The organism is Novosphingobium sp. PP1Y, assembly GCF_000253255.1.
Taxonomy (GTDB): Bacteria; Pseudomonadota; Alphaproteobacteria; order Sphingomonadales; family Sphingomonadaceae; genus Novosphingobium.
Window position 1 is genome coordinate 3,230,944 of sequence record NC_015580.1, and the last position, 25,275, is coordinate 3,256,218.

Annotated in this window: 21 protein-coding genes; 8 read left to right on the forward strand and 13 right to left on the reverse strand. The window is 64.9% G+C overall.

Features of this window, described 5'->3' with window-relative positions; all coding sequences use genetic code 11:
• Nucleotides 1–275 precede the first annotated feature (275 nt).
• Entirely contained in the window at nucleotides 276–578 is a 303-nt protein-coding gene (locus PP1Y_RS21270; RefSeq protein WP_013834041.1) for a DUF1153 domain-containing protein, read from the forward strand.
• Nucleotides 579–642: 64 nt separating this feature from the next.
• On the opposite strand, the gene ligA is transcribed toward PP1Y_RS21270, so the two are convergent.
• Nucleotides 643–2,733 (reverse strand): NAD-dependent DNA ligase LigA, encoded by a 2,091-nt coding sequence (gene ligA / locus PP1Y_RS21275; RefSeq protein ID WP_232512747.1) that lies wholly within the window; start codon nucleotides 2,731–2,733, stop codon nucleotides 643–645.
• Nucleotides 2,734–2,851: 118 nt separating this feature from the next.
• Between ligA and PP1Y_RS21280 the strand changes: the two genes are divergently transcribed.
• Complete coding sequence (locus PP1Y_RS21280) at nucleotides 2,852–3,352, forward strand: DUF2165 family protein (protein WP_013834043.1); 501 nt, start codon at nucleotides 2,852–2,854, stop codon at nucleotides 3,350–3,352.
• Here the strand turns inward: PP1Y_RS21280 and PP1Y_RS21285 are convergent.
• The 4 genes from PP1Y_RS21285 to PP1Y_RS21300 all read right to left on the reverse strand — a co-directional run bounded on the left by PP1Y_RS21285 (nucleotide 3,336) and on the right by PP1Y_RS21300 (nucleotide 7,186).
• Complete coding sequence (locus tag PP1Y_RS21285; protein ID WP_013834044.1) at nucleotides 3,336–4,028, reverse strand: DUF4396 domain-containing protein; 693 nt, start codon at nucleotides 4,026–4,028, stop codon at nucleotides 3,336–3,338. The two genes, PP1Y_RS21280 and PP1Y_RS21285, sit on opposite strands and share 17 nt — an antisense overlap.
• Nucleotides 4,029–4,083: 55 nt before the next feature.
• Nucleotides 4,084–5,748 carry a DNA repair protein RecN gene (gene recN, locus PP1Y_RS21290; RefSeq protein WP_013834045.1) on the reverse strand — a complete coding sequence of 555 codons (1,665 nt, stop codon included), beginning with the start codon at nucleotides 5,746–5,748 and terminating at the stop codon, nucleotides 4,084–4,086.
• Between the two features lie 113 nt (nucleotides 5,749–5,861).
• A complete protein-coding gene (locus PP1Y_RS21295; protein WP_013834046.1) occupies nucleotides 5,862–6,305 on the reverse strand; it encodes an Rrf2 family transcriptional regulator in 444 nt (147 codons plus the stop codon).
• 83 nt (nucleotides 6,306–6,388) lie between these two features.
• Nucleotides 6,389–7,186, reverse strand: coding sequence for an outer membrane protein assembly factor BamD (locus PP1Y_RS21300; protein WP_013834047.1), 798 nt, complete (start codon nucleotides 7,184–7,186; stop codon nucleotides 6,389–6,391).
• Nucleotides 7,187–7,369: 183 nt separating this feature from the next.
• Between PP1Y_RS21300 and PP1Y_RS21305 the strand changes: the two genes are divergently transcribed.
• A complete protein-coding gene (locus PP1Y_RS21305; protein ID WP_013834048.1) occupies nucleotides 7,370–9,151 on the forward strand; it encodes a cation:proton antiporter in 1,782 nt (593 codons plus the stop codon).
• On the opposite strand, the gene PP1Y_RS21310 is transcribed toward PP1Y_RS21305, so the two are convergent.
• The 7 genes from PP1Y_RS21310 to smpB form a co-directional block, all read right to left on the reverse strand.
• Nucleotides 9,142–10,101 carry a glutaminase gene (locus tag PP1Y_RS21310; protein ID WP_013834049.1) on the reverse strand — a complete coding sequence of 320 codons (960 nt, stop codon included), beginning with the start codon at nucleotides 10,099–10,101 and terminating at the stop codon, nucleotides 9,142–9,144. The two genes, PP1Y_RS21305 and PP1Y_RS21310, sit on opposite strands and share 10 nt — an antisense overlap.
• A gap of 28 nt (nucleotides 10,102–10,129) precedes the next feature.
• On the reverse strand, nucleotides 10,130–12,781 hold the full coding sequence (gene alaS, locus PP1Y_RS21315; protein WP_013834050.1) for an alanine--tRNA ligase: 2,652 nt from the start codon (nucleotides 12,779–12,781) through the stop codon (nucleotides 10,130–10,132).
• A gap of 213 nt (nucleotides 12,782–12,994) precedes the next feature.
• Nucleotides 12,995–14,071: a recombinase RecA gene (gene recA / locus PP1Y_RS21320; RefSeq protein WP_007014750.1), complete on the reverse strand. Its 1,077-nt coding sequence runs from the start codon at nucleotides 14,069–14,071 to the stop codon at nucleotides 12,995–12,997.
• A 201-nt stretch (nucleotides 14,072–14,272) separates the two neighbouring features.
• Nucleotides 14,273–16,705: a PAS domain-containing sensor histidine kinase gene (locus PP1Y_RS21325; RefSeq protein ID WP_013834051.1), complete on the reverse strand. Its 2,433-nt coding sequence runs from the start codon at nucleotides 16,703–16,705 to the stop codon at nucleotides 14,273–14,275.
• Nucleotides 16,706–16,722: 17 nt separating this feature from the next.
• The gene (locus PP1Y_RS21330; RefSeq protein ID WP_013834052.1) at nucleotides 16,723–17,292 is read right to left on the reverse strand and encodes a DUF2062 domain-containing protein; all 570 of its coding nucleotides are present in this window, start codon (nucleotides 17,290–17,292) and stop codon (nucleotides 16,723–16,725) included.
• 41 nt (nucleotides 17,293–17,333) lie between these two features.
• A complete protein-coding gene (locus PP1Y_RS21335; RefSeq protein ID WP_013834053.1) occupies nucleotides 17,334–17,900 on the reverse strand; it encodes a DUF2062 domain-containing protein in 567 nt (188 codons plus the stop codon).
• Entirely contained in the window at nucleotides 17,897–18,379 is a 483-nt protein-coding gene (smpB, locus tag PP1Y_RS21340; protein ID WP_007014746.1) for an SsrA-binding protein SmpB, read from the reverse strand. The genes PP1Y_RS21335 and smpB overlap by 4 nt, the downstream gene beginning before the upstream one ends.
• 236 nt (nucleotides 18,380–18,615) lie before the next feature.
• Between smpB and PP1Y_RS21345 the strand changes: the two genes are divergently transcribed.
• Nucleotides 18,616–20,547: a S9 family peptidase gene (locus PP1Y_RS21345; protein WP_041559072.1), complete on the forward strand. Its 1,932-nt coding sequence runs from the start codon at nucleotides 18,616–18,618 to the stop codon at nucleotides 20,545–20,547.
• Between the two features lie 41 nt (nucleotides 20,548–20,588).
• Here PP1Y_RS21345 and dapA read toward each other — a convergent pair whose 3' ends face one another.
• Nucleotides 20,589–21,470 (reverse strand): 4-hydroxy-tetrahydrodipicolinate synthase, encoded by an 882-nt coding sequence (gene dapA / locus PP1Y_RS21350; RefSeq protein ID WP_013834055.1) that lies wholly within the window; start codon nucleotides 21,468–21,470, stop codon nucleotides 20,589–20,591.
• Nucleotides 21,471–21,581: 111 nt separating this feature from the next.
• Here dapA and PP1Y_RS21355 point away from each other — a divergent pair, with 111 nt between their 5' ends.
• From PP1Y_RS21355 to PP1Y_RS21370, 4 genes are all read left to right on the forward strand, one after another.
• The gene (locus PP1Y_RS21355) at nucleotides 21,582–23,558 is read left to right on the forward strand and encodes a lytic transglycosylase domain-containing protein (protein WP_041559073.1); all 1,977 of its coding nucleotides are present in this window, start codon (nucleotides 21,582–21,584) and stop codon (nucleotides 23,556–23,558) included.
• A gap of 88 nt (nucleotides 23,559–23,646) precedes the next feature.
• Entirely contained in the window at nucleotides 23,647–24,126 is a 480-nt protein-coding gene (gene greB / locus PP1Y_RS21360) for a transcription elongation factor GreB (RefSeq protein WP_013834057.1), read from the forward strand.
• Nucleotides 24,127–24,156: 30 nt separating this feature from the next.
• Entirely contained in the window at nucleotides 24,157–24,618 is a 462-nt protein-coding gene (locus PP1Y_RS21365) for an NUDIX domain-containing protein (RefSeq protein ID WP_013834058.1), read from the forward strand.
• Nucleotides 24,619–24,734: 116 nt separating this feature from the next.
• Nucleotides 24,735–25,244, forward strand: a complete 510-nt coding sequence (locus PP1Y_RS21370) for a hypothetical protein (RefSeq protein ID WP_041559074.1) — start codon at nucleotides 24,735–24,737, stop codon at nucleotides 25,242–25,244.
• The last annotated feature ends 31 nt before the right edge of the window (nucleotides 25,245–25,275 follow it).

The window sequence follows — 25,275 nt, forward strand, 5'->3', positions numbered from 1 at the left end:
GCGCCCGCTTCCTTTGGCCCTCGCCTCCTGGGAGCAATCCGCACGAATTCAGAGGTTTGCACATCCATTCGGCACCGGGACCGAGAGGTTAAGAAACGTGAAGCAAAAGTAAACGATCAGCCGCTCACACTCTGGAAGATTACCCAAGTTACTCAAACTCTTGGAGTTCGTTCCCTAAGATGAAATTAACCATTTCAAGTGAGCGGTCATTAACACTTTGAGCCAAGAATCTGAGGCCAAGGGGGGCTGGTACTAACTAGCTCGAAAGGCATCACATGCTGCAATCTGAACGGACCCGTCCTGAGACGGTCGTCGGGCCCCTGGGTGAAGCTCTCAAGCGAGAGAATCTGCCTCCAGCGAATACGTCGCGCTGGGTCGTGAGGCGCAAGGCGGAAGTCGTCGCAGCCGTCAATGGCGGGCTGCTGTCGGCAACCGAGGCTTGCGAACGCTACGGCCTGACCCTCGAGGAATTGGCCTCGTGGCAACGTGCGATAGAACGCGAAGGCATGCCCGGACTCCGTGCGACGCGTGTTCAGCACTATCGCCAGATTCACGAAAGGCAGAGCCGCCGCTCCTGACCCGACCCAGTCATGGAGCGGCCGATGGGCGGAAATCACCGGGGCACGGGCGGCTGATGCGTGTTCAGCCGGCAGCCTTCACGATTTCCGCCCATTGCGCCTCGTCGATCACCTCGATTCCCAGGTCCGCCGCCTTCTTCAGCTTGGACCCGGCTCCCGGCCCGGCCACGACCAGATCGGTCTTCGGCGAAACCGATCCTGATGCCTTGGCTCCCAGACGCTCGGCCTGGGCCTTGGCCTCATCGCGGCTCATCGTTTCCAGCTTGCCGGTGAAAACCACCGTCTTGCCTGCAACCGCGCTGTCCCTCGTCTCCACGACGTAGGGCGGCGGCGACACCAGCGAGAGCAGGTCGTCCCAGACCTCGCGGTTGTGCTCCTCGTGGAAGAAGTCGCCCAGTGCTTCGACCACGGCCGGTCCGATCCCGTCGATGGACGTGAGTTCGGCATAGGCTTCCGAAGCTTGGGCGGCCTGTTCCTCACCGTCCTTCACATGCGCCTTCTCGGCAATGGCGCGCAGGGCCGGCAGGGTCTCGAACCGCTTCATCAGGTCGCGCGCAGTGACTGCGCCGACATGGCGTATGCCGAGCCCGAAAAGCAGCCGCGCGGCATCGGGAGCGCGCTTGCTTTCCACAGCACTCAACAGGTTTTCCACAGACTTGTCCTTCCAACCCTCAAGCGCGAGGATCTCGTCCCTGCGGTCCTTGAGACGGAAGATATCAGCAGGGCTTTCCAGCCAGCCCTTGGCGAAGAATTCGTCGATGGTCTTTTCGCCCAGCCCCTCGATGTCGAGCGCGGCGCGGCTCACGAAATGCTTGAGGCGCTCGGTGCGCTGGGCCGGACAGATCAGGCCGCCGGTGCACCGCACATCGACTTCGCCTTCCTCTGCCACGGCTTCCGAGCCGCATTCGGGGCAATGATCGGGGAACTCGAAAGGCGCGCGCTCGGCCTCGCGGGTGAGGTTCTCGACAACCTGCGGGATGACGTCCCCTGCCCGCTGCAGCACCACCGTATCACCCGGCCGCACGCCAAGGCGCGCGATCTCGTCGCGGTTGTGCAGCGTGACGTTGGTGACGGTGACGCCGCCGACCAGCACGGGCTTCAACCGCCCGACCGGCGTCAGTTTGCCGGTGCGGCCGACCTGAATGTCGATCGATTCCAGCGTCGTTTCGGCTCGCTCGGCAGGAAACTTGTGCGCCATGGCCCAGCGCGGCGCCTTCGCCACGAAACCAAGGCGCTGCTGCCAATCGAGCCGATCGACCTTGTAGACGACGCCGTCGATCTCGAACGGCAGGTCGGGGCGACCGTCACGGATCTCGCGGTAGGCAGCCAGCATTTCGTCGAGCGAGCGGCACTGACGGAACTGAGGAGAGACCGGCAGGCCCCAGGCCTCGATCCTGCGCACGACCTCATGCTGGCTTTCGCCCGGCACTTCGCTGGCAGCACCCCAGCCATGCGCCCAGAAGCGCAAGTGACGCCGGGCTGTGACGCTGGCGTCCTTCTGGCGCAATGAACCGGCGGCGGCATTGCGCGGGTTCGCGAACTGGCGAACCTTGCTTTCGTCGAGCGTCTCGCCCCTGGCTTCGGCAGCCTTGCGCGCATCCTCCATCAGAGCCTGGTTGAGTGCGAGGAAAGCGGCCTTTTCCATGTAGACTTCGCCGCGCACCTCGAAGACCTCGGGTACGCCTTCGCCCTGCAACTCCTGCACGATGTCCGGGATGTGGGCGACATTGGCGGTGACGTCTTCGCCCACCTGTCCGTCGCCGCGCGTCGCCGCGCGCACCAGCTTGCCGTTCTCGTAACGCAGCGAGCAGGACAGACCGTCGATCTTGTCCTCGGCGGTCATGACCACCGGCTCATCCGCCGAGAGCGAGAGAAAACGTCGCACGCGCGTGACGAATTCGCCCACTTCCTCGTCGGTGAAGGCGTTGTCGAGGCTCATCATGCGAACCTCATGACGAACCTTGGACAGGGGCGAGGCCGCGACTTCGTGACCGACCTGGTTCGATGGACTGTCCGCTCTCACAAGATCGGGGAAGGCCGCTTCCAGTTCCGCATTGCGGCGCACGAGGGCGTCGTACTCGGCGTCGGGAATCTCCGGCGCATCCTCGGCATGATAGAGGCGGTTGGCGCGATTGATCTGGCGCGCAAGGCGCATCAGTTCGTTGGCGGCTTCGGCTTCGGTGATCGATTCGCTGTCAGATGCCACTTGGCGGTCCGTTTCCTTATTCGTCCCGGCCCATGTTAACCTGCGGGCGGGCAACAGGGAGATAGCCATGATCGACAGGCTCCTCAAAGCGCTTTTCGCGCTCATTCTCGGTGCCATGGCACTGCTCTATGTCGTGCACAACATTGCCAATATCGAAGCTGCACAGGCCTTCTTCACTTACGTGACCAGCCATGCCGACCAGAAGGCCTATCCGGTGACATTGCTGCCGGTGCCGCCACCCGCGCTGGTGGTGGTTGCCATGATCGTCGTGTTCGCGCTGGAGGCCGCGGCAGGCGTGCTCCTGCTGTGGGGCGGAGCGCAGATGATCTCGGGCCGCAAGGACGCTACGGCCTTTGCCGGCGGCGTGCGCATAGCCAAGGTCGGCATTGCCTGCGCGGTCGCCAACTGGTGGGGACTGTTCCAGGCGCTGGCCGGGGCCGGGTACCAGATGTGGCAGATCGAAGCCGGGCGCGATCCGTTCTACTGCTCGTGGATTTTCGGCGCGTCTTACGTCCTGCTGCTGATCGTGCTCAACCAGCGGGGCGAAGAGGCTACATCCGCTCCTTGATCCCGGCGCGCACCAGCCACCAGTTCACCGGGTAGGCCGTCACGAAACCGCCAAGCATGGCGATCTGCATGAGGAACCAGAATTCGGGCGAGGCGACTTCGGCGATGTCGCCATAGGCGGGCCGGAACCAGAGGAACTGTCCGGCGGCCATCAGGCCGTACATGCCCACCTGCCAAGCGCCGATCGAGAGGAAGTCCGCCTTGACCGCCTCCGTCACGCCCTTGCCAAAGGACAGGTCCCGCATAGGCACGATGGCCCAGTACTGGAAGGCTATGCCGATGCCGAAAGCCAGAACGTAATCGAGGATCCAGACCGCGAACGTCTTCTCGGCGAAGACCGTGTGCCAGCCCAGCCAGACGGCAATCGCCGGGAAAGCGAAGGCCAGCCATTCAGCGATAATGTCGCCCAGTGTGCAACCCGCACCGCAGTGGCTTGCACCCTTGGCAACCGACAACCACATCGGCACGTCTTCGTCTGCCCGCTGTGCCCGGAAATGGAGCGCCAGCCAGATCACGCTGCCGAAAAGCGCGGCCAGCGGCCAGACCCACTGCATGACCGCCATTTTCGGCGGATGGCTTCGCTGATGGAGCGCGATGACGATGGCACAGGCAAGGCCAAGGATCAGCGAGACAATGGACAGCGCGTGGAGCCAGTAGGGAAATTGCGGCGTAGCCATGCCCTTTGCAACGGCTCGCAAGGCAATTGGCTCCGAACGCGTTGCGGGAGGCCGTTCAGACGCCTTCGAGCAGCCTGTCGGCCTGGGCCCGTGCCTCGTCCGTCACTTCCGCGCCGGAAAGCATGCGGGCGATCTCTTCCTTGCGGTCGCCGTCGCCCAGCAGGGTAACAGAGGTGCGCGTGACCGTGCCTTCGCTGGACTTGGCGATCATGTAGTGCCGACGCCCGCGTGCCGCGACCTGCGGGCTGTGCGTGACCGCCAGCAGCTGCCCGTCGCTGGCGAGCCGCGCCAGGCGATCGCCGATCGCCGAGGCAACCGCGCCGCCCACGCCCCGGTCGATCTCGTCGAAGATCACCGTCGAAGCCCCGCCCTCTTCGGCCAGCGCGACCTTCAGCGCGAGGATGAAGCGCGAAAGCTCGCCGCCCGAGGCGATCTTGGCGAGCGGCGCGAAATCGGCGCCGGGGTTGGTGCTGATCAGGAACTCGACCGCGTCCATGCCCTGCGGCCCCCAGCGCTCCTCGGGCAGTTTTGCCACGGAGGTCTGGAAGCGCGCCGCATCGAGCTTGAGCGGGGCCAGTTCCGACGCCACGGCCACATCGAGCCGCTTGGCCGCCGCCCGGCGCAGGTCGTGCAGGGCGCTCGCCGCCTGATGGTAGGCAAGCGCGGCCTTGCCCGCCGCCCTTTCAAGCCCCGCAACCTGCTCTTCGCCGCCCTCGATGGCCGCCAGATCCTCGCGCATTTGCGCCATGCGACCGGGCAGGTCATCGACCTGGCAACCGTGTTTGCGGGCTGCGGCGCGAAGATCGAACAGGCGCGTCTCGATCCTGTCCAGCTCGGCCGGATCGAAGGCCAGCGCCTCGGCAGCGCGCTCGAGCTTTTCTTCCGCCTCGCTCGCCTCGATCACCGCGCGGTCCAGCGCGGCCAGAGCCTCGGCCAGCAATTCGTGCTCACCAGCGATGCGGTCGAGCCGCCGCGCCGCGCCGCGCATGCTGGCAAGCGCCGAATCGGATCCCTCCCACAAGTGCTGCAGTGCCGAGAGGTCCTCGGAGAGCTTCTCGCCTTTCTGCATGTCGGCGCGCGCGTGGGCGAGTTGCTCCTCTTCGCCCTCTTCCGGTGCAAGCGCGTCGAGTTCGGCAAGGTGTGCGACCAGCAGGTCCTGGTCCTCGGCCGCCTTGGCGACCCGGGCCCGCGCTTCGTCCAGCGTATCCTGGGCCTTACGCCAGTCCTTCCAAGCCGCCTCGACGCCGGCGACGTCTCCGCCTGCAAAGCGATCCAGCAGTTCACGGTGTCCACGCGGATTGACGAGACCGCGATCGTCATGCTGGCCGTGAATCTCGACCAGCGCCGGCGCGATTTCGCGCAGCAGCGCGACGCTCACCGGCTGGTCGTTGAGGAAGGCCTTCGAGCCGCCGTCCGCCTTGAGCTGGCGCTTGAGGATCAGCGGTTCACCCGGCTCGACATCGATCTCGGCATCCTCGAGCACCGCATGGACGGCAGGCGGAAGCGCTGAAAATTCGAAGCTGGCAGTCACGCTGGCCTTCGGCTCGCCCGCCCGCACCAGCCCGCTGTCGGCTCGGTTGCCGATCACCAGGCCCAGCGCATCGAGCAGAATCGACTTGCCCGCCCCGGTTTCACCGGTGAGGACGCCAAGCCCTCCGGCGAAATCGAGATCCAGCGCCTCGATCAATACGATATTGCGGATGGAAAGCCGGGTCAGCATGTTCGCGAAGCGTTCTAGCGAAGTCTTTTTCGCGCGTCACCCGCGATTGCGCGCCTTGCCTGCCAGTTTCCCCCAACTGTGCGCGAAGCGCAACGGCCCGAGGCAAGCGGAAATCAGTATTCAGGCTCGGCGAGGACCGGCGGCTCGGGATCGACCGGGTCGGCCAGGGTCAGGCGGTCGAGCATGTTGGCGGTCTCGTCCCGCAAGGTCAGCATCAGGCCACGCAGGCGGCATTCGGCCTCCGGCAGGCAATTGGCGCAGGTCTCGTGCGCATTGCGGCTGGCGCAAGGCACGAGCGCGAGACTGCCGCGGGTAATGCGGATGATGTCGCCATAGCGGATGTCGACCGGCGGCAGCGCCAGCTCATAGCCGCCAGAGCGCCCCCTGTGGGAGATGACTATGCCGTCGCGCGCCAGTTCGGAGAGAATCACCGTCAGGAACTTGCGCGGGATGTTCTGCGCCGTTGCAATCTCGTCGAGACGCACGCAGCCCTTGAGGTAGTTGTCAGCCAGATGTTGCAGGGCGCGGATGGTGTAACGGGTTTTCTGCGACAGCATGACGGGACACTGCGCGGGGGCACAGTATCATGTCAACCTGTCCAGTAGAGAAAACCCATCCCCTAATGGACGGCCCGCACCATTTAGGCTGCGACGTTCTCCGGAGCGTAACGCGTCATCAGCTTGTATGCGCGGTCGTACCACTTGCTGCCCGGATAGTTTGCCTCCAGCACCGCCGCGGCCTTCTGCGCCTCTTCTGGAATGCCCATCGAGAGATATCCCTCGACGAGGCGGAACAGCGCTTCAGGCGCGTGGCTGGTTGTCTGGAAGTTGTCGACCACGTTACGGAAGCGCAGCGTTGCAGCCAGCCACTTGCCGCGACGCTCGTAAGCGCGGCCGATGGTCATCTCCTTGCCGGCGAGGTGATCGTTGACAAGGTCCAGCTTGAGCTTGGCGTCCGCCGCGTAGGGCGTGGTCGGATAGCGGCGCGTGATGTCGGTCAGCGCCTGCTTCGCCTGCTCGGTCGTGCGCTGGTCGCGGGTCACGTCGCTGATCTGCTCGTAGTAGCAGATGGCGATCAGATAATAGGCGTAAGGCGCGTCCTTGTTGCCCGGATGGATCGACAGGAAGCGCTGCGCCGACTGGATCGCCTTGTTGTAGTCGCGTGCGGCATAATAGCTGAAGGCGCTCATCAACTGGGCGCGGCGGGCCCAGGGCGAATAGGGGTGCTGGCGCTCCACTTCGTCGAACAGCGCAGCGGCTTGCTTGGTGCGGCCCGTGTCGAGGCGCTCCTTGGCCGCGGCATAGAGGGTGTCGACGTCGCGTGCGACGTAGGCGGTGTCCTTGTTTGCCCCCCCGCGACCGGCGCAACCGGCAGTGAGGACAATCGCGCCAGTGGCAGCGGCAAGCAGGGCGGTCTTCAGACGCGAGCGTTCGAACATGGCGGGGTCTATAACCAGCGCTTTGCTGAACGCCAAGTGAAGTTACGCGGGTATGCCCAGTCGTCCGCGTCACCGCCCCTGTCGTACCTCGCGCCTGCAAGCCCCTGCCCTGCCAGCGCAAATGGCCCGAAAATGCAGCTTCGAAGGTGACAAATTCGCTTCGCCTGCCATAGTGACCGGCACATGGCCGGCTCCAGCGAACTCTACTCACCCGTTCTTTCCGACGCTCTCGTCATCCTCGGTGCGGCAGGCATCGTCATCCCGGTATTCTCGCGCTTTCGCATTACGCCGGTCATCGGGTTCATCCTGGTCGGCGTGCTGGTAGGGCCGTTCGGACTGGGGCGCCACGTCTTCGACTATCCATGGCTCGCCCACATAACCATTACCGACCCAAGCGGGCTTGAGGTCTTCGCCGAGTTCGGCATCATCCTCCTGCTGTTCTCCATCGGGCTCGAGCTGTCGTTCGGCCGACTGTGGCAAATGCGAAGACTGGTCTTCGGGCTCGGCTCGCTCGAACTCATCGTCATCGGCGGGTCGCTGACCTTCATCCTCTCGGCCATCGGCCAGAACTTCACCGGCGCGCTGGCACTGGGCCTTGCCCTCGCCCTGTCCTCGACCGCATTGGTCCTCAAGATCACCAACACGACGACGCCGGTCGGACGAGCCGCTCTCTCGATGCTCCTGTTCGAGGACATCGCGCTGGTCCCGATCATCTTCCTTCTCGGCGCATTGGCGCCCCATGCCGAAGCCGACGGGATGGGCAACCTCATCAACACACTGATCTGGGGCACCGTCGTCATTTTCGCGCTGCTGGTGTTCGGGCGCTACCTGCTGCCGCCGGTGTTCGCCCAAGCGGCACGCACGAAGAGCCCGGAACTGTTCCTGGCTGCCAGCCTGCTGGTCGTCATCCTCGCTTCGCTGGCGACCGCCGCCGCCGGCCTCTCGCCGATCGTCGGGGCCCTCGTGGCCGGCCTGCTGATCGCCGAAACCGAATACCATTCCGAAGTCGAGGAGATCACCGAGCCGTTCAAGGGGCTCGCGCTGGGTGTCTTCCTGATCACCATCGGCATGAGCATCGACCTGCAGGTGATCTGGGAGAACCTCGGCTCGATCCTCGTCGCCACGGTCGGCGTCATCCTGCTCAAGGCCGTCGTGACCGGGCTGCTTCTGCGCATGATGGGGGCCAGGCGCGGCACTTCGACCGAAACCGGCATCCTCATGTCGAGCCCTTCGGAAACCACGCTCATCGTGCTTACCGCGGCCGGATCGGCGCAGTTGATCCAGCCCGGCACGGCGATGTTCTGGCAGATCGTTACCGCCATCGGCCTGACCGTTACGCCGCTGCTATCGCTGTTCGGGCGCATGATGGCACGGCGCGTCGATGCCGGTGAGCCGCTGCACCAGCCGCCCGAGCATACCGGCGAGCCGCACACCGTGATCGTCGGTTTCGGGCGCGTCGGTCGCCTTGTCGCCGACATGCTTGCCACTCACAACAAGCCGTACATCGCCATCGATTCGGACACCGACCTCGTCAGCCAGGGCAAGCGCCTTGGCTATACCGTTTCCTTCGGCGATGCCGGACGCGGCGATGCCCTGATGCGGCTCGGTGCCGATCAGGCCAACGCGGTCATCCTGACCATGGACGAACCGGTCACGGCCCAACGCATGGTGCGCAAGCTGCGCCAGCAATTCCCCGACCTTCCGGTTCTCGTACGCGCTCGCGATCCCGAGCACGCAGCCCAGCTCTACCGCGCCGGCGCAACCCATGCCGTGCCGGAAACGCTGGAAAGCTCGCTGCAGTTGTCGGAAGCGGTGCTGATCGAAACCGGCGTTGCCATGGGGCCTGTCATCGCCTCGATCCACGAGAAGCGCGACGAATTTCGCGAAAGCATCATGGAACAGGGCGGGCTCACGGAGAAACCCGCGCTCAAATCCTCATCGCTCGAGGACAGCCTTCACGCCTGACTGCCGACGCGCGGATCGAACACGGACCACCCGGTCTTCTGCACGAGCCGTTCGAGCGCGAGTTGCCCCAGATGCGAATTGCCGCTGCGGTTCAGCCCCGGCGACCAAACGGCGATGCTGGCGATTCCCGGCACGACCGCAAGTATGCCGCCACCGACGCCCGATTTGCCCGGCAGGCCGATGCGATAGGCGAAGTCACCTGAATTGTCATAGTGCCCACAGGACATCATCAGCGCATTGATGCGCCGCGCCCGGCGCGGGGTGACGACGCTGAAGCCGCTCACCGGATTGCGTCCATCGGCCATCAGGAACCGCCCGGCCAGGGCAAGCTGGCGACAGCTCATGGCCAGCGCGCAGAAGTGGAAGTAGGTACCCAACACCAGGTCGACCGGCGCATGGATATTGCCGAAGGCGCGCATGTAGTTGGCCAGTGCCATATTGCGAAAGCCGGTCTCCTGTTCGGCGCGGGCAACCGTCTCGTCGATGGCGATGGTGTCGTCGCCCGCCAGCTCGCGCACGAAACGCAGCATCTGGCCAATCGCCTCGCGCGGCTGCAGCCCTCCCAGCAGGACATCGCACACGACGATTGCCCCGGCATTGATGAAAGGATTGCGCGGGATGCCGTGTTCGGTCTCGAGCTGGACAATCGAGTTGAAAGCCGATCCCGACGGCTCGCGCCCTACCCGCTTCCACAACTGGTCGCCCACCGCGCCCAGCACGAGAGTGAGCGCGAAGACCTTGGAAATCGACTGGATCGAGAACGGCTCGTCGGAATCGCCCGCGCAGTGAACGGTGCCGTCGGCCATGACCACGGCCAGACCGAATTTCTCGAGCGGCACGCAGGCGAGCGGCGCAATGTAGTCCGCCACTTTGCCGCGATGCGCATGGCCGCGCATTTCCTCGGCGATCTCGGCAACGATCCGGCCGATGTCATTGCGCCCCGGATCCATTGCCGACATCTCCATTACATCCGGCCGATCAGCCGGCGAGCGCCGCCTTTACCGCAGCGATGGCATCGGCGCCCTTCGAACCGTCGGGACCGCCGCCTTGCGCCATGTCCGGACGACCGCCGCCGCCCTTGCCGCCGAGCGCCTCGACGCCCTTGCGCACGAGATCGACCGCGCTGGCCTTGTCCTTGAGATCGTCGGTCACGGCCACGGCGATGGATGCCTTGCCCTCGTTGATCGCCACGATCGCCGCCACGCCCGAACCGAGGCGCTGCTTGGCCTGGTCGAGCAGTCCGCGCAGTTCCTTGGGATCGAGGCCCTCGAGGACTTGTCCCGAGAACTTCACGCCATCGACTTCCTCGTCGGCCGGACCGGCCGCGGCAGCGCCGCCGCCACCGAGCGCCAGCGCCTTCTTGGCCTCGGCCAGTTCACGCTCGAGCTTCTTGCGCTCATCGAGCAGGGCCGCGACGCGGGCTTCGACGTCTTCGGGGGTAGTGCGCAGAATACCGGCGGCATTCTTCAGCGCTTCCTCGCGGCCAACCAGCCACTGGCGCGCGCCCTCGCCGGTCAGCGCCTCGATACGGCGCACGCCGGAGGAGACGGCGCTTTCCGATACGATGCGAAACACGCCGATGTCGCCGGTTGCGTTGACGTGGGTGCCGCCGCACAGCTCGACAGAGTAAGTCTTGCCGCCATTGCTGCGGCCCATCGACAAGACGCGCACCTCGTCGCCGTACTTCTCGCCGAACAGCGCCATGGCGCCAGCAGCGATGGCATCGTCGGGTGTCATCAGGCGGGTCATGACCGGATCGTTGGCGCGGATCTCGGCGTTCACTTCAGCCTCGATCGCAGCGATGTCCTCGGCCTCGAGCGCCTTGGGATGCGAGAAGTCGAAGCGCAGGCGATCGCTCGCCACCATCGAGCCCTTCTGCGTGACGTGATCGCCCAGGCGGTTGCGCAGGGCGGCGTGCAGCAGGTGGGTGGCCGAGTGGTTGGCGCGGATCGCATCGCGGCGCACAACGTCGACGACGAGGTTCACCGTCTCGCCGACCTTGATCTGCCCGGCCTCGACCTTGCCGGTCATGGTGTGCAGGCGGCCAAGCGGCTTGGCGGTCTCGGCAATCGCGATGGCAAGGCCGCCGGGACCGGTGATCGTGCCTGCATCGCCGACCTGTCCGCCCGATTCGCCGTAGAACGGGGTCTGGTTGGTCAGGACGATGACTTCATCGCCGGCCGAAGCGGTTTCGACTTCCTTGCCGTCCTTCACCAGCGCCACGACGCGGCCCTCGCCCGAAGTCGAAGTATAGCCAGTGAATTCGGTCGCACCCTCGCGCTCGGCGATGTCGAACCAGACTTCGTTGTCGGCGGTCTGTCCCGACCCCTTCCAGGCCGCACGGGCAGCGGCCTTCTGCTGCGCCATGGCGGCGTCGAAGCCATCCTTGTCGACGCTGATGCCGCGCGAACGCAGGGCGTCTTCGGTCAGGTCATAAGGAAAGCCGTAAGTGTCGTAGAGCTTGAACGCGGTCTCACCGGGCAGGCGGGCACCCTCGCCCATTTCGGCGGTGGCTTCGTCGAGCAGCTTGAGGCCGTTCGACAGGGTCCGGCGGAACTGCACTTCCTCGCGTTCCAGCGTCTCCTCGATGAGCGGCTGCGCGCGGCCGAGCTCGGGATAGGCCTGGCCCATCTCGGCGACGAGCGCCGGCACGAGGCGGTGCATCAGCGGGTCCTTGGCGCCCAGCAGGTGCGCATGGCGCATGGCGCGGCGCATGATGCGGCGCAGGACATAGCCGCGGCCCTCATTCGACGGCAGCACGCCGTCTGCAAGCAGGAAGCTGGTCGAGCGCAAGTGATCGGCAATGACCCGGTGGCTCGCGCGGCTGTCGCCTTCGGCGGCCACGCCGGTGAGGTGCTCGGAAGCGGCGATCAGCGCCTTGAAGGTGTCGATGTCGTAATTGTCATGGACGCCCTGCATGACTGCAGAGATACGCTCGAGCCCCATGCCGGTGTCGATCGAGGGCTTGGGCAGATCGCCGACGATTTCGCCCGCGGCCTGCTCGAACTGCATGAACACGAGGTTCCAGATCTCGATGAAGCGGTCGCCGTCTTCCTCGGGGCTTCCCGGAGGGCCGCCCCAGATGTGGTCGCCGTGGTCGTAGAAGATTTCCGAGCACGGACCGCACGGGCCATCGTCGCCCATCGCCCAGAAATTGTCCTTGGTGGGAATGCGGATGATCTTCGATTCAGGCAGGCCGGCGATCTTCTTCCACAGGTCGAAGGCCTCGTCGTCGGTGTGATAGACCGTCACCAGCAGCTTCTCGACCGGAAGTGCCCATTCCTTTGTCAGCAGGGTCCAGGCGTGGGTGATCGCCTGTTCCTTGAAGTAATCGCCGAAGGAGAAATTCCCCAGCATTTCGAAGAAAGTGTGATGGCGCGCGGTATAGCCGACATTGTCGAGGTCATTGTGCTTGCCGCCGGCGCGTACGCACTTCTGAGAGGACGTCGCGCGCGGGGTGGCGCGGGTCTCAAGGCCGGTGAACACGTTCTTGAACGGCACCATGCCGGCATTCACGAACATCAGCGTCGGGTCGTTGTAGGGAACGAGCGGCGCGGACTGGACGGCCTCGTGACCATTACTGGCGAAATAGTCGAGGAAGGACCGGCGGATTTCGTTGGTCGTCTGCATAATTCGGGCCGATAAGGCACAGGCGCGAAACCGACAAGCTATAAGGCACCGTCAGGCTGTTCGGTTTTTGCGATAATCCGCAGATATGCGGCAAATCGGCTACGCCGGAGGTAGCTTTGCCGGTCGCGCAGGCCTTCGCGCACCGTGCCTCCCCCAAGCAAAAACCCCGGCGCAACGCACCGGGGTTCCTGTTCCTGCAAAGGGGCGGACGACTTATTCGGCGCCATCCTCGTCCGAGGGGCCTGCCATCATTTCCTCGGCCAGCCCTTCGGTCTTGGCGCGGATCGCCTTTTCAAGACGTTCGCAGACCTCGGGATTCTCGCGCAGGTAGTTCTTCGAGTTCTCACGCCCCTGACCGATGCGAATCGAATCGTAGGAGAACCAGGCGCCCGACTTCTCGACGATGCCGGCCTTGACGCCGAGGTCGAGAATTTCGCCGATCTTGGAGATGCCCTCGCCGTACATGATGTCGAATTCGACCTGCTTGAACGGCGGCGCGACCTTGTTCTTGACCACCTTCACGCGGGTTGCGTTGCCGATGATTTCATCACGGTCCTTGATCTGCCCGGTACGGCGGATGTCGAGACGGACCGAGGCATAGAACTTGAGCGCATTGCCGCCGGTGGTGGTCTCCGGGTTGCCGTACATGACGCCGATCTTCATGCGCAGCTGGTTGATGAAGATCACCATGCACTTCGAACGGTTGATCGAGCCGGTCAGCTTGCGCAGCGACTGGCTCATCAGGCGGGCCTGGAGGCCGACGTGGCTGTCGCCCATCTCACCTTCGATCTCCGCCCGGGGAACGAGCGCGGCGACCGAGTCGACCACCAGCACGTCGATCGCGTTCGAGCGCACCAGCGTATCGGTGATTTCGAGCGCCTGCTCGCCGGTGTCGGGCTGCGAGACGATCAGCTCGTCGATGTCGACGCCCAGCTTCTTGGCATAGACCGGGTCGAGCGCGTGCTCGGCATCGATGAAGGCAGCGGTGCCGCCGGCCTTCTGCGCTTCGGCGATGACATGCAGTGCCAGCGTGGTCTTGCCCGAGCTTTCCGGCCCGTAGACTTCGATCACGCGGCCCTTGGGAAGTCCGCCGACTCCAAGCGCAATATCCAGCCCGAGCGAGCCGGTCGAGATCGCTTCGACCTGCATCGTCTCCTTCGAGCCGAGCTTCATCGCGCTGCCCTTGCCGAACGCGCGATCGATCTGGGCGAGCGCTGCGTCGAGCGCCTTCTGACGGTCCATGGAGTCCTTATCCTTGCCTTCCTGGATCAGCTTGAGCTGAGCAGCCATTTCACTTCCCCTTTGCTACCGGCCTGACCGGAAAGGTCAACGTCGCGGACCCCGATGTATCGCGTTTGTTCTCCGTGAACAAGAGGGGAACAACGGGAGTTTTCCCAAATTTAATTGCGGCAGGCGCAGGCAGCGCGAGAAGGCGCCGGACCGCAGCGCGGACAGCGGGCCGGAAATCAACACGTTAGGGAGCGCCGGGCCTTACTTGGCCGTGCGCGCGAGGACCTCGCCCACTTTTTCGGAAAGCTGCTGGACCGAGAACGGCTTGGGCATGAACCAGGCATTCGACAGGCCGATCTCCTTGCGCAGCTGTTCCTCGGCATAACCCGACATGAACAGTACCGGCAGGTTCGGCTGCAGCCTGCGGATTTCGCGCGCCATGGCCGGGCCGTCGAGCGAAGGCATGACGACGTCGGAAACGACGATATCGAACTGGCCGCCCTCTTCCACGAGCGCGAGCCCCTCTTCCCCGTCGCGGGCGCTGGTGACTTCGTAGCCCTGCCGCGTGAGCGAGCGCTCGGCGACCATGCGCACCGGGTCCTCGTCCTCGACCAGAAGGATGCGCCCGCCGCCGGCCCACTGGCTCAGCACGGGCGCCTCTTCCTTGACCGACGGAGTCGGCGTCGTGCCCGGAGCAACGTGATAGACCGGCAGGTAGACGATGAAGCGCGTGCCCTTGCCCACTTCGCTCTCGGCGAAGATGAAGCCGCCCGACTGCTTGACGATGCCGTAAACGGTCGAAAGCCCCAACCCGGTGCCCTTGCCCTGCTCCTTGGTGGTGAAGAACGGCTCGAAGATCTTGCCCAGATGCTCGGGCGCGATGCCGCCTCCGGTATCCTCGACGATGAGCGCGGTGTACTCGCCCGCCGGGATGATCTCGCTGCGCATCGCGCGCACGTCGGTCGTGGTCACCTTGCGCGTCGCGAGGGTGAGGACGCCCGAGCCGTCACCGCCCTTCTTGGCGCTGGACGACTGCATCGCATCGCGCGCGTTGACCGCGAGGTTGACGATGACCTGCTCGAGCTGGGTCGGGTCGGCGCGCACCGGTCCGAGATCGCGGTCGTGCGAAACGACCAGCTCGATCTTCTCACCGATCAGGCGGCGCAGCATCTGCGACACATCGGCAACGACGTCGGGCAGCTGCAGCACTTCGGGCCGCAGCGTCTGCTGACGCGAGAAGGCGAGCAGCTGGCGGGTCAGCGATGCGGCACGGTTCGAATTGGCGCGGATCTGCTGGATGTCGTCATAGTCCGAGTCGCCCGGCGTATGGCGCATCAGCATGAGGTCGCAGGTCCCCAGGATCGCGGTCAGCACATTGTTGAAATCATGCGCGACGCCGCCGGCCAACTGGCCGACCGCCTGCATCTTCGTGGCCTGGGCGACCTGCCGCTTGAGCCGGGTTTCCTCCGAAGTGTCGGTCAGGCCAAGCAGGACCGCGGGCTCACCCAGCCCACGCACACCTGCAAGGCTGAGCGAGACCGGATCGTCGGGCTGCGCAGTCAGGCGAATCGCGATGTCGCCTGCGGCAGCGGGCCCTTGCGCGAAACGGCGGATCGATTCGGACAGCGCACGCTTGTCCTCGCGAACGACGAGGTCGGTGGGATAAGTCGGCGGATCCTGCCCTTCGCGTCCGGCCGCGCGCATGAAGGCGGGGTTGGCGAACAGGAGGTGCCCGTCACGGTCGGCCATGGCGAGGCCGAGAGGCAACTGGCTGAGCAGGGCTTCCAGATGCGGCGCGGAATTCCCGCCGCCGCCCGCTGCGCCGATCCCCTGTCCGGCCTCCATCACCAACATCAGTGAAGGAGTCGTGTTGGGGTCTGGCTCGACCGGCGAGTCCGGATCGGCGACTGGCACGTGATAGAGGACCAGCGGGCTGCCGCGGCCATTGTCGCGCGCCCAGCCGATGCGCTCGCCTTCCTCCTGGCTGAGCAGCGAGACGAAATCCTCGCCGGTGAGATCGATTGCCTCGTCGCCGGCAGCGCGCAGCGCGAAACCCTTGCTGGCGGCGCGGATCATGCCGTCCGGTTCGACCAGGGCAGCGCCGATCCCGGCACGGGCGAGGCCCTTGCCAAGCTTGCCCTCAAGCTGGGTCACGATATCGCCGATGAGGTCCACCGAACTGACCGGCGCGATGCGCCAGACGAGAAAGTCGTCGCCGCGACCGGAACGGCGCACTTCGATCCGCCACTGCCGCGCTCCGCCGGGATACTCGGGCCCGGCGGCCACATCGGCCGAAGCGGCGCCGTCGCGCCAGGCTGCGCGGCTGGCATCGGCAAGACGTTCAAGCGAAAGTTCGTCGAGCGGAAGGCGCGGCGGCGCGTAACCGGTGCCGAACCACGCCTCGAAGCTGGCATTGGCGCAAGTCAGCCGTCCGGCGCGATCGGTCACGGCAATGGCCATGTCCGGCCGGTCGATCGCGGCGACCGTTACCGACCAGTCAGGCTGGGCGAACTCGGCCTCGGCCTCCTGAGGCCGGTTGCGAACGATCAACCAGGCCAGCCCCGCCAAGGCAACGATCGCGCCGAGATAGACGGAAGTGGCGAGCGAATCCTGAGTGGCGAGACCGACCAGCAACACGCTGAAAGCCATCGCGAGGCCGACCACCAGGAAGTCGGTCTGGCGACCCTGGCGCATGGCCTCGTCGATCAGCTTCACGCAGCCGCCTCAAGCGACGCACCGGCCTCGCGGGCGCGGGCCTCGCGCTCGGCACGGGCCTGGGCGTGGCGAAGGCGGCGGGCACGGTGCTTGCGGCCGATCCAGCTGCGCCAGATCAGGCCAGAAAGAACATAGCCGAGCGCTGAAGCGACGATGGCAAGCACGATGAAGCCGACGGCAGCGAACCCCGCGGACTGAGCGAACCAGACGAGCGTATCCCAGCCGCTGTGGTCCATGCCGCTGCCGACCGCGGACGCCACTCCCGTGGGATCGACATGCAGGAAGAAGCGACCCACCCGATTGGCGACCACCACCCAGAACGGCAAGGTGAAAGGATTGGTCACGAAGGTAACGAGCGCGGCGATCGACACATTGGCGCGCGCTGGAAGCGCGAGGAACGCGGCAAGGAAGATCTGCCCGACAGGGACGATGAAACCGGCGAAAAGCCCAAGCGCCACCCCGCGCGGCACCGAGCGGCGGGTATAACGCCACAGTTCCGGGCTGAGCACGCGGTGGGCGATCGGCGCTATCCAGCGATTGCGCTCGAAATCCTCCCGCGAAGGCATGCGCCGGTGCAGCGAAGTGGAGATGCGACGGAAAATGCCACTCACGAATCGAAATCCCGACCAGAACGCCTGAGCCTTGCACGATGCTTGCGCCCTATCCAGAAACGCCAGAACCATACAGTGACAAAATAGCTAACGACGGACGCTACCACCGATTGCACAAACAATCCGATAACGATGGCGGGCGCAGTATCCGAAAGCAGCCACGACCACCATTCGTGCACGCCCGCACCTGAACGGACCATGGCGTTCACGGTTTCGACATCGGCGTGAAAGCCGAAACTGTTTCCGATTGCTACGGCCAGCGGCAGAATAATCAGGATCGTCGTGAACGGATTGCTGATGAAGGTAACCGCGGCGGCCAGCGGAATGTTGCCGCGAACCGGCACGCACATCAACGCAGCGCCCACGATCTGCACGCCGGGGATCAGCGCGAAGATGCCGACGAACATTCCGACGGCAACGCCGCGCGGGACCGAGCGGCGGGTAAAGCGGAACAATTCGCGTCGCCGCGAGATGGGAGCGGTAAGCCGATTCGCCTCGAGTTGCTCGTGCGTGGGCATCTGGCGATGGAGCCAGGCTGACAGGCGGGTCAGCAGCGCGCTCATCCGTGGTCCCGCAAGATCCTGCCCTGCTCGCGCTTCCAGTCGCGTTCCTTGATCGTGTGCCGCTTGTCGGCGGCGTTCTTGCCCTTGGCAAGCGCGAGTTCGACTTTCGCCCGCCCCCGGCTGTTGAAGTAGATCGACAGCGGCACCAGCGTCATGCCCTTGCGCTCGACCGCACCCTGCAGGCGCGCGATCTCGCGCTCGTGCAGCAGCAGCTTGCGCGGCCGCTTGGGCACATGATTGTAGCGATTCCCATGGCTGAACTCGGGCACGTTGGAGTTCACCAGCCAGCATTCGCCGTTCTTGATCTCGGCATAGGATTCGCCGATCGATCCCTCGCCGAAACGCAGCGATTTCACCTCCGTGCCGGTCAGCGCGATGCCGGCCTCGAAAGTGTCTTCAATGTGATAGTCGAAGCGGGCCTTGCGGTTTTCCGCGACGCTCTTCTTCTTGTCGAATGTCTTGTGCTGCGGGCGTGCCATGTCGGTGCGCCATGTAGGGATTCAAAAGCGAAAAGGAAACGCCCCTTCGGGACGAATTGCAGCGCGCTTGTGCCGAATTCCCCGGCGCCTTCAGTACAGGTCCCGAAAGGCGCGCACAGCAAGTCCTGCCGGGATGCACATTACAAAGATTTAAACGGAGAAGCCGGGCTGCCCGACTTGCCTTGCGGCATCCTTCCCGAAATACCGAATCGCGAATATCGGGGGAATTCAGACAAGTGCGAAAGATACTTCTTGCCACGGCGAGCCTGATTGCTGCGCCCCTTCCATCGCTTGCCGATGCCGCACCGCCACCGCTCGAGGCTTATGGAGAGTTGCCCAGCGTCGAGGATATCGCGATCTCGCCCTCCGGCAACCTCGCCACGATCGCCTGGATTGCTGGTATGCGCCGGATCGTGACTTTCGATCCTACGGGGCGCCCGACGATCAACGCGCCTACCGGCGATGCCAAAATCAGGGGCCTGAACTGGGCGGATGACGACATTCTCCTGATCACCAACAGCGCAACCGTCGGCCTCGGACCCTACTTCGCGGCGAGTAAGTACGAACTGTCCGGGACGCTCATCCTCTCTGTCAGCAACCCCAAGCCCGAACTCGTTTTCGCCGGAACCAGCTCCATCGCCAACACGACCCGGGGCAGTTACGGAATCCGCAGGATCAACGGCAAGACTGTCGGCTACTTCGGTGGCATCGGCATGGGGCGTTCTATGGGCAACTCCTATTTCAAACATGGACGCGCACTGCTCTATGCGGTTGACCTGCCCACCAACAGGGCGCGGCAAGTGGCCAGCGCACCTGCCGAAAACCACTACAGAGACTGGCTGGTCGACACCCGGGGTCAGGTCGCGGCGACACTCGACATCGCCGATTTCAACGGCTCCTGGCAGATCGAGAATGCCAATAACGAAGTGATCGCAAGCGGGATCAGCGCCACCGGCGACGTCAGCCTGCTGTGGTTCGGATACGACGGTTCGACGGTCATTTACGCAACGGAAGACGAAGATGGATCGTCGCACTGGTTCGAGGTTCCCCTGGCAGGCGGACAGGCGCGGGAAATCCTCGCCGACGTTGCCGTTTCTCGCACTTACGTAGATCCGGCGAGCAGCCGCATGCTCGGCTACCGCGAGCGCGGCGACGAGCCCAAGGCGGTAATGGCCGATCCAAAGGTGAACAGCACGCTCGCCAAGATCTTCGCTGCCTTTCCAGGCCGCAGAATCAGCCTCAAGGACTGGACACCCGACTTTTCGAAGATCCTCGTACGCACCGAAGGCAATCGCGACAGCGGAACCTGGTTCAAGGTCGATCTGGCCACCCGCAAGGCCTTGCCAATCGGCGATGAACGCCCGGCGATTGGCCCCGACGACGTCGGCCCGATTTCGCGCGTCAGCTACACCGCGGCAGACGGACTGGAGATGGACGGCATCCTGACCCTGCCTCCCGGCCGCGAAGCGAAGAACCTTCCGGTCATCATGCTTCCGCACGGCGGACCCTCGGCTCAGGACGATATCGGCTTCGACTGGTGGGCGCAGGCCTTCGCCTCGCGCGGCTATGCAGTTTTCCAGCCCAATTTTCGCGGCTCCACCAACCGCGACGATGCCTTCCGCCACGCCGGGGACGGGCAATGGGGCCGCAAGATGCAGACCGACATCACCGACGGGCTGGCCGAACTGGTTCGGCAAGGGATTGTCGACCCACGCCGCGCCTGCATCGTGGGGGCCAGCTACGGCGGCTATGCCGCGCTTGCAGGCGTTACGCTGCAGCACGGATTCTACCGCTGTGCGGTTTCGGTTGCCGGCGTGTCCGATGTCGACCTGATGTACCAGACCGACCTGACCGAAAGCGGCCGCTCGCGGATGACCGGGCGGGCGCTTCGCGCACAACTGGGCGACAGCAAGTCCTACGAAGAGATCTCGCCGCGTCGATTCGCGGACAACGCCGATGCGCCGGTCCAGCTGATCCACGGCAAGGACGATACCGTCGTCCCGTTCAAGCAGAGCGCAGTCATGGCCGACGCGCTCAAGGACGCTGGCAAGCCTTACGAGATGGTCGTGCTTGACGGCGAGGATCACTGGCTCTCGCGCAGCGAAACCCGCAAGGAGATGCTGAGCGCCGCCATGCGCTTCGTGCAGGAGCACAACCCGGCAAATTGACGACCGTCCGCCGAACCGAGCGGATCGCCGGACTGTAAGGGTCAGAGCAGGCCGGCGTGGACCAGAGCTTCGTCGACCGCGGCGCGGGCCTTGTCATTGCAGGGGACGAGCGGCAGGCGCAGTTCGTTCTCGATCCAGTCATGGACCTGCGCCAGTGCGTACTTGCATGGGCCCGGCGAGCTGTCCTCGAACATGGCATAGTGCAGCGGATAGAGCAGGTCGTTGAGGCGGCGCGATTCCTCGAGGTCGTTGGCCGCGCAGGCAGCCTGGAACTCGGCACAGAGCTTGGGCGCGACGTTCGCCGTCACCGAAATGCAGCCGACGCCGCCCGCTGCGTTGAACGGCAGCGCCAGTTCGTCGTCGCCGCAAAGCTGCGCGAATTCCTTGCCGATGCCGCGGCGGTGGTCTGTCACGCGGCTGAGGTCCCCGCTCGCATCCTTTATACCGATAAAGGTATCCGGGAAACGGCGCGCCAGTTCGCATACGGTCTCGGGGCGAAGGTCGGTCACGGTGCGGCCCGGCACGTTATAAAGCACGATAGGCAGCTCAGCATTTTCAGCCAGATAGCTGAAATGGGCGAGCAGGCCCTCCTGGCTCGGCTTGTTGTAGTAGGGCGCAACCACCAGTGCGGCAGCGGCTCCGCACTTCTTCGAAAAATTCATGTGGAGAAGCGCATTCATCGTATCGTTACTGCCGCAGCCGGCAATGATCGGCACGCGCCCGGCCGCCTGCTCGATGCAGACCTCGATGACGCGGTGGTGCTCGGCGTTGGAAAGCGTCGAATTCTCGCCAGTCGTGCCGCATGGCACGAGCGCGGAGGAGCCGCATTCGATCTGCCAGTCGACCAGGCGACGGAAAGCCTGCTCGTCGAACGCCCCGTCGCGAAACGGTGTGACAAGAGCAGGAATGGACCCCGAGAACATGGACTTTACCCCAACTGACGTTCATTGATCGTCCGGCAATCGGCCCCGGAATCCCGGGAACCTGATGCACGGACTTCGTGTTCAGCGCCTGATAAGGAGCCTTTTCCCAAAATGTCCAGCATGCAGCGAATATCTCCCCTCATCTTGCTTGCCTCGACCGCGCTCATGAGCGTTCCCGCGATGGCTCAGGAAAAGGGTGTCGATGGCCGCGAATGGGACCTGGCGCGGGCGCGGTCGATGCAGAATCACGACATGCGCGTGCACCAGTCGATCGATAACTGGAAGGTCCTAGTCGCCAACGGCAACCTCGGCTTCTCGACGTATTCCAGCTTCCTGCTGACCTATCCTGGCTACCCGCAGGAAGAGAAAATTCGCCGGTTTGCAGAGCAGGCGGTGCTGCGCGATTCGCCCGAGCCGCGCTCGGTCGCCACCTTCTTCGATCGCTTCCCCCCGCTCACCAGCAAGGGCGCGGGACGCTATGCCACCGCGCTTGCCGGGTTGCGCCGTCCCGATGCCAGGGAAAAGGCCGTCGCCGCCTGGCGCGCCGGCTCCCTCGATCCGATGGACGAGACGAGCCTGCTCACACTCTACCGCAACGTCCTGACCCCGGCCGACCACGACGCACGGATGAACGAACTGCTCTGGCAGGGAGAAACGTCGCAGGCGGAACGTCAGGTCTCGTTCGTGTCCTCGGCCAACCGCAATGCCTTCATGGAACGGCTGTCCCTTCTCCAGGGTTCGGCTCCGGGCAGCCTGGGCCTGACCCTGCCCCCGAACATCGGCCGCGATCCCGGCTACGTCTACAACCGGGCGGTTCAGGCGCGCAAATCGGGCGGCATGTCTTCGGAAATCAACCTGCTGGCCAATCGCCCGCCGCTGTCCGAACCCGTTCCCGAACCGGAAAAGTGGGTAAAGGAACTGCTGGTCGCTGCGCGCGGGGCCGGCACCGAAAGCGCGGTGAAGATCGCCGAATCGATCGATGACGCGTTTGCTCCTGGCACCGACATCAGCCAGCTCTCCTATCGCCTGAGGGACGATTACACCTCGCTCGTCTGGCTGGGCGGAACCAAGGCGCTGTGGGATCTGGGCAATCCGCGCCGCGCGGCGCCGCTGTTCTACCGGTACGGCGCTGCGGCGCAGACCCCGGGCACTCGGTCCAAGGGCTTCTACTGGGCCGGGCGCGCCATGGCCAAGGCAGGCGATACCGCCGGAGCCAACCGCTATTTCGAGATGGCCGCCGCCTATCCGCAGTATTTCTACGGTCAGCTTTCGCTCGAACGGCTTGGCCGCCCCCTGCCCGACCTCGACACGATGCCGCACATCGTCCCGACCAAGGCCGAACGCGAAGCCTTCATGAAAAAGCCGATCACCGATGCCGTGCGCGATGTCGCGCGCGACGGTGACTGGCGCACCACGGTCCAGTTCTTCCGCGAGATCTCGGATGCCGCGCAGACGGCGTCCGACCACGTTCTCGTCGCCGAGCTTGCCCAGGAAATCGGGCGGCGCGACCTTGCCGTCATCCTCGGGCAGAGCGCCCATGCCGACGGCTTCGGCGAGTTCGGCGAAATCGCCTTCCCGCTGATCCCCAATCCGCCGGGCACAGACTGGACCATGGTCCACGCCCTTACCCGGCAGGAAAGCCAGTTCGCGCAGAACGCCGTGAGCCATGCCGGCGCGCGTGGACTCATGCAGCTCATGCCCGGCACGGCGCGCGAACAGGCCGGCAAGATGGGCCTGAGCTACGACCCGACCTCGCTCACCAGCGATCCCAGCTACAACATTCGCCTGGGCGACGGCTATTTCGCGCGGATGATGGATTACTACGGCGGCTCGACCCCGCTGGCCGTGGGGGCCTACAATGCCGGGCCCGGCAACGTGAACAAGTGGCTGCGCGCCAATGGCGATCCGCGCACCGGCTCGATCGACTGGATCGACTGGATCGAGCAGATCCCGATCTACGAGACCAAGAACTACATCCAGCGCGTGCTGGAAAATGCCGTGGTCTACGAAACGATCTATCCGGCAAAGTCCCCCTACAAGGGACAGACCCCGCTCAGCCACCTGATGGGCAAGCGCAAGCCGGGCTGACCCGCACGCTCGGGTCCGTGCCCGGCGGTTCACAAGTGTGGCGGCAGGCTTGGCCTGGGCCCGGTTCCTCGCTTAATGATAGCGGTCTATGCAACCAGCCGGACCACCGATCACCCCTGCCGGAATGGCCGCGCTGCGCGCGCGCTATGACCACCTGCTCGGCACCGAGCGGCCAGAGATCGTCGAGATCGTTTCGTGGGCGGCGGGCAACGGGGATCGTTCGGAGAACGGCGATTACCTCTACGGCCGCAAGCGCATGCGCGAAATCGACCGCGAACTGGGCCACCTTGCGCGCCGCATGAAAAAGCTGCGGGTGGTCGATCCCTCACGCCAGACCGAGCGCGACAGGGTTTTCTTCGGCGCCACCGTCACGATTGCGGACGAGGACGACAGCCACAAGACCATCACCATCGTCGGCGACGACGAGCAGGACGCCAGTACCGGCCGGATCGGCTGGAGCGCCCCGCTCTCGCGCGCCTTGCGCGGTGCGGCGATCGGCGATCTCAAGACCGTGCGCCTCCCGTCCGGCGAGAAGGAATGGGAAGTGATCTCCATCGAGTATCCCTAGTATCGCAATCGGCGCAGGCCGGAGGTCGGCATGGCTCTACGTCACAGGATAATCGGCAAGGCCGCGCGGGTGTACTGGCGCCTGTTCAAGCCGCGAACCCTTGGCGTGCGGGCGATCGTGTGGAACGGCTCCGGGCAGCTCCTGCTTGTCCGCCACACCTACGGCAACTTCTGGCACCTGCCGGGTGGCGGCGCAAAGAAGGGCGAGAGTTTCGAAGTCGCGCTGCGCCGGGAACTTGTCGAGGAAATCGCCCTCAGCGACCTCATTGTGGAACGCGTGGTCGGCATCTATCACAATACGCGCGAGCACAAGGACGATCACATCGTCATCTTGGCCGTGCACACCGAGCAGGCCGCTCGCATCGCCGACCCCAACGAGGTGCGCGAAATCGGCTGGTTTTCGCCCGATGCCCTGCCGCCGGACATTTCACCCGCGACCGCCCGGCGCATCGGGGAATACCAGCGGGGCGAATTCGCCCTCGAGCCCTGGTAGCCCCGGTGGCATGCCAAGGCTTCGATCCGCGCCCCGTCCTGCCCGGGGGTCACGATCGAGCGCCCGTGCGTCCGAGGACTTTCCCTCGCCCCATCGGTCAGCCTATAGCGCCGACGATGCCTCATTCGCTTCGTCCGGTCTTCTCGCTCCTGATTGCCGCCACGCTCGCCGCCTACGGGGGCTCAGCTTCGGCGCGAGAGAGCCTTGGGCTATACGGCACCTGGGGCGCCTTTCGCGATCCGGTGGTGCCGCGCTGCTATGCAATCGCCATGGCCGAGCCGAGCGCATTGCGGCGCGATTATCAGCCCTATGTCGCTGTGGGCACCTGGCCCCGCCGCGGCGCGCGCAACCAGCTGCACTTCCGGCTGTCACGCAAGATGGCGCAAAACCCGCGCATTTCGCTGAGTATCGGGGGTAAGCGCTATGCCCTCATCGGCGGCGGCGGCGATGCCTGGCCGCGCGACGAAAATGACAATGCCGCGATCATAGCCGCGATGCGGTCCGCCACGAAGATGTCCGTCAGTGCGCAAGGGGCCCAAGGCGGACGCTTCGGCAACAGCTGGCCGCTCGCCGGCGCCGCCTCTGCCATGGATGCAGCCCTGATCGGCTGCGCGCAGCTGCGCTGATCCGGCAGGAAAAAGGGCGGGAGCATGACGC

What these genes read in the sequence shown, in the direction of transcription:
- PP1Y_RS21305 (WP_013834048.1), top strand. Translation starts at nt 7,370, where the DNA reads ATGGCCGGCTCCAGCGAACTCTACTCACCCGTTCTTTCCGACGCTCTC.
- PP1Y_RS21330 (WP_013834052.1), bottom strand. Translation starts at nt 17,292, where the DNA reads ATGCCTTCGCGGGAGGATTTCGAGCGCAATCGCTGGATAGCGCCGATC.
- ligA (WP_232512747.1), bottom strand. Translation starts at nt 2,733, where the DNA reads ATGCGCCTTGCGCGCCAGATCAATCGCGCCAACCGCCTCTATCATGCC.
- dapA (WP_013834055.1), bottom strand. Translation starts at nt 21,470, where the DNA reads ATGTTCTCGGGGTCCATTCCTGCTCTTGTCACACCGTTTCGCGACGGG.
- PP1Y_RS21355 (WP_041559073.1), top strand. Translation starts at nt 21,582, where the DNA reads ATGTCCAGCATGCAGCGAATATCTCCCCTCATCTTGCTTGCCTCGACC.
- PP1Y_RS21270 (WP_013834041.1), top strand. Translation starts at nt 276, where the DNA reads ATGCTGCAATCTGAACGGACCCGTCCTGAGACGGTCGTCGGGCCCCTG.
- PP1Y_RS21280 (WP_013834043.1), top strand. Translation starts at nt 2,852, where the DNA reads ATGATCGACAGGCTCCTCAAAGCGCTTTTCGCGCTCATTCTCGGTGCC.
- PP1Y_RS21335 (WP_013834053.1), bottom strand. Translation starts at nt 17,900, where the DNA reads ATGAGCGCGCTGCTGACCCGCCTGTCAGCCTGGCTCCATCGCCAGATG.
- PP1Y_RS21310 (WP_013834049.1), bottom strand. Translation starts at nt 10,101, where the DNA reads ATGGATCCGGGGCGCAATGACATCGGCCGGATCGTTGCCGAGATCGCC.
- PP1Y_RS21325 (WP_013834051.1), bottom strand. Translation starts at nt 16,705, where the DNA reads ATGCGCCAGGGTCGCCAGACCGACTTCCTGGTGGTCGGCCTCGCGATG.
- PP1Y_RS21300 (WP_013834047.1), bottom strand. Translation starts at nt 7,186, where the DNA reads ATGTTCGAACGCTCGCGTCTGAAGACCGCCCTGCTTGCCGCTGCCACT.
- PP1Y_RS21365 (WP_013834058.1), top strand. Translation starts at nt 24,157, where the DNA reads ATGGCTCTACGTCACAGGATAATCGGCAAGGCCGCGCGGGTGTACTGG.
- PP1Y_RS21295 (WP_013834046.1), bottom strand. Translation starts at nt 6,305, where the DNA reads ATGCTGTCGCAGAAAACCCGTTACACCATCCGCGCCCTGCAACATCTG.
- PP1Y_RS21285 (WP_013834044.1), bottom strand. Translation starts at nt 4,028, where the DNA reads ATGGCTACGCCGCAATTTCCCTACTGGCTCCACGCGCTGTCCATTGTC.
- greB (WP_013834057.1), top strand. Translation starts at nt 23,647, where the DNA reads ATGCAACCAGCCGGACCACCGATCACCCCTGCCGGAATGGCCGCGCTG.
- alaS (WP_013834050.1), bottom strand. Translation starts at nt 12,781, where the DNA reads ATGCAGACGACCAACGAAATCCGCCGGTCCTTCCTCGACTATTTCGCC.
- recA (WP_007014750.1), bottom strand. Translation starts at nt 14,071, where the DNA reads ATGGCTGCTCAGCTCAAGCTGATCCAGGAAGGCAAGGATAAGGACTCC.
- smpB (WP_007014746.1), bottom strand. Translation starts at nt 18,379, where the DNA reads ATGGCACGCCCGCAGCACAAGACATTCGACAAGAAGAAGAGCGTCGCG.
- PP1Y_RS21370 (WP_041559074.1), top strand. Translation starts at nt 24,735, where the DNA reads ATGCCTCATTCGCTTCGTCCGGTCTTCTCGCTCCTGATTGCCGCCACG.
- recN (WP_013834045.1), bottom strand. Translation starts at nt 5,748, where the DNA reads ATGCTGACCCGGCTTTCCATCCGCAATATCGTATTGATCGAGGCGCTG.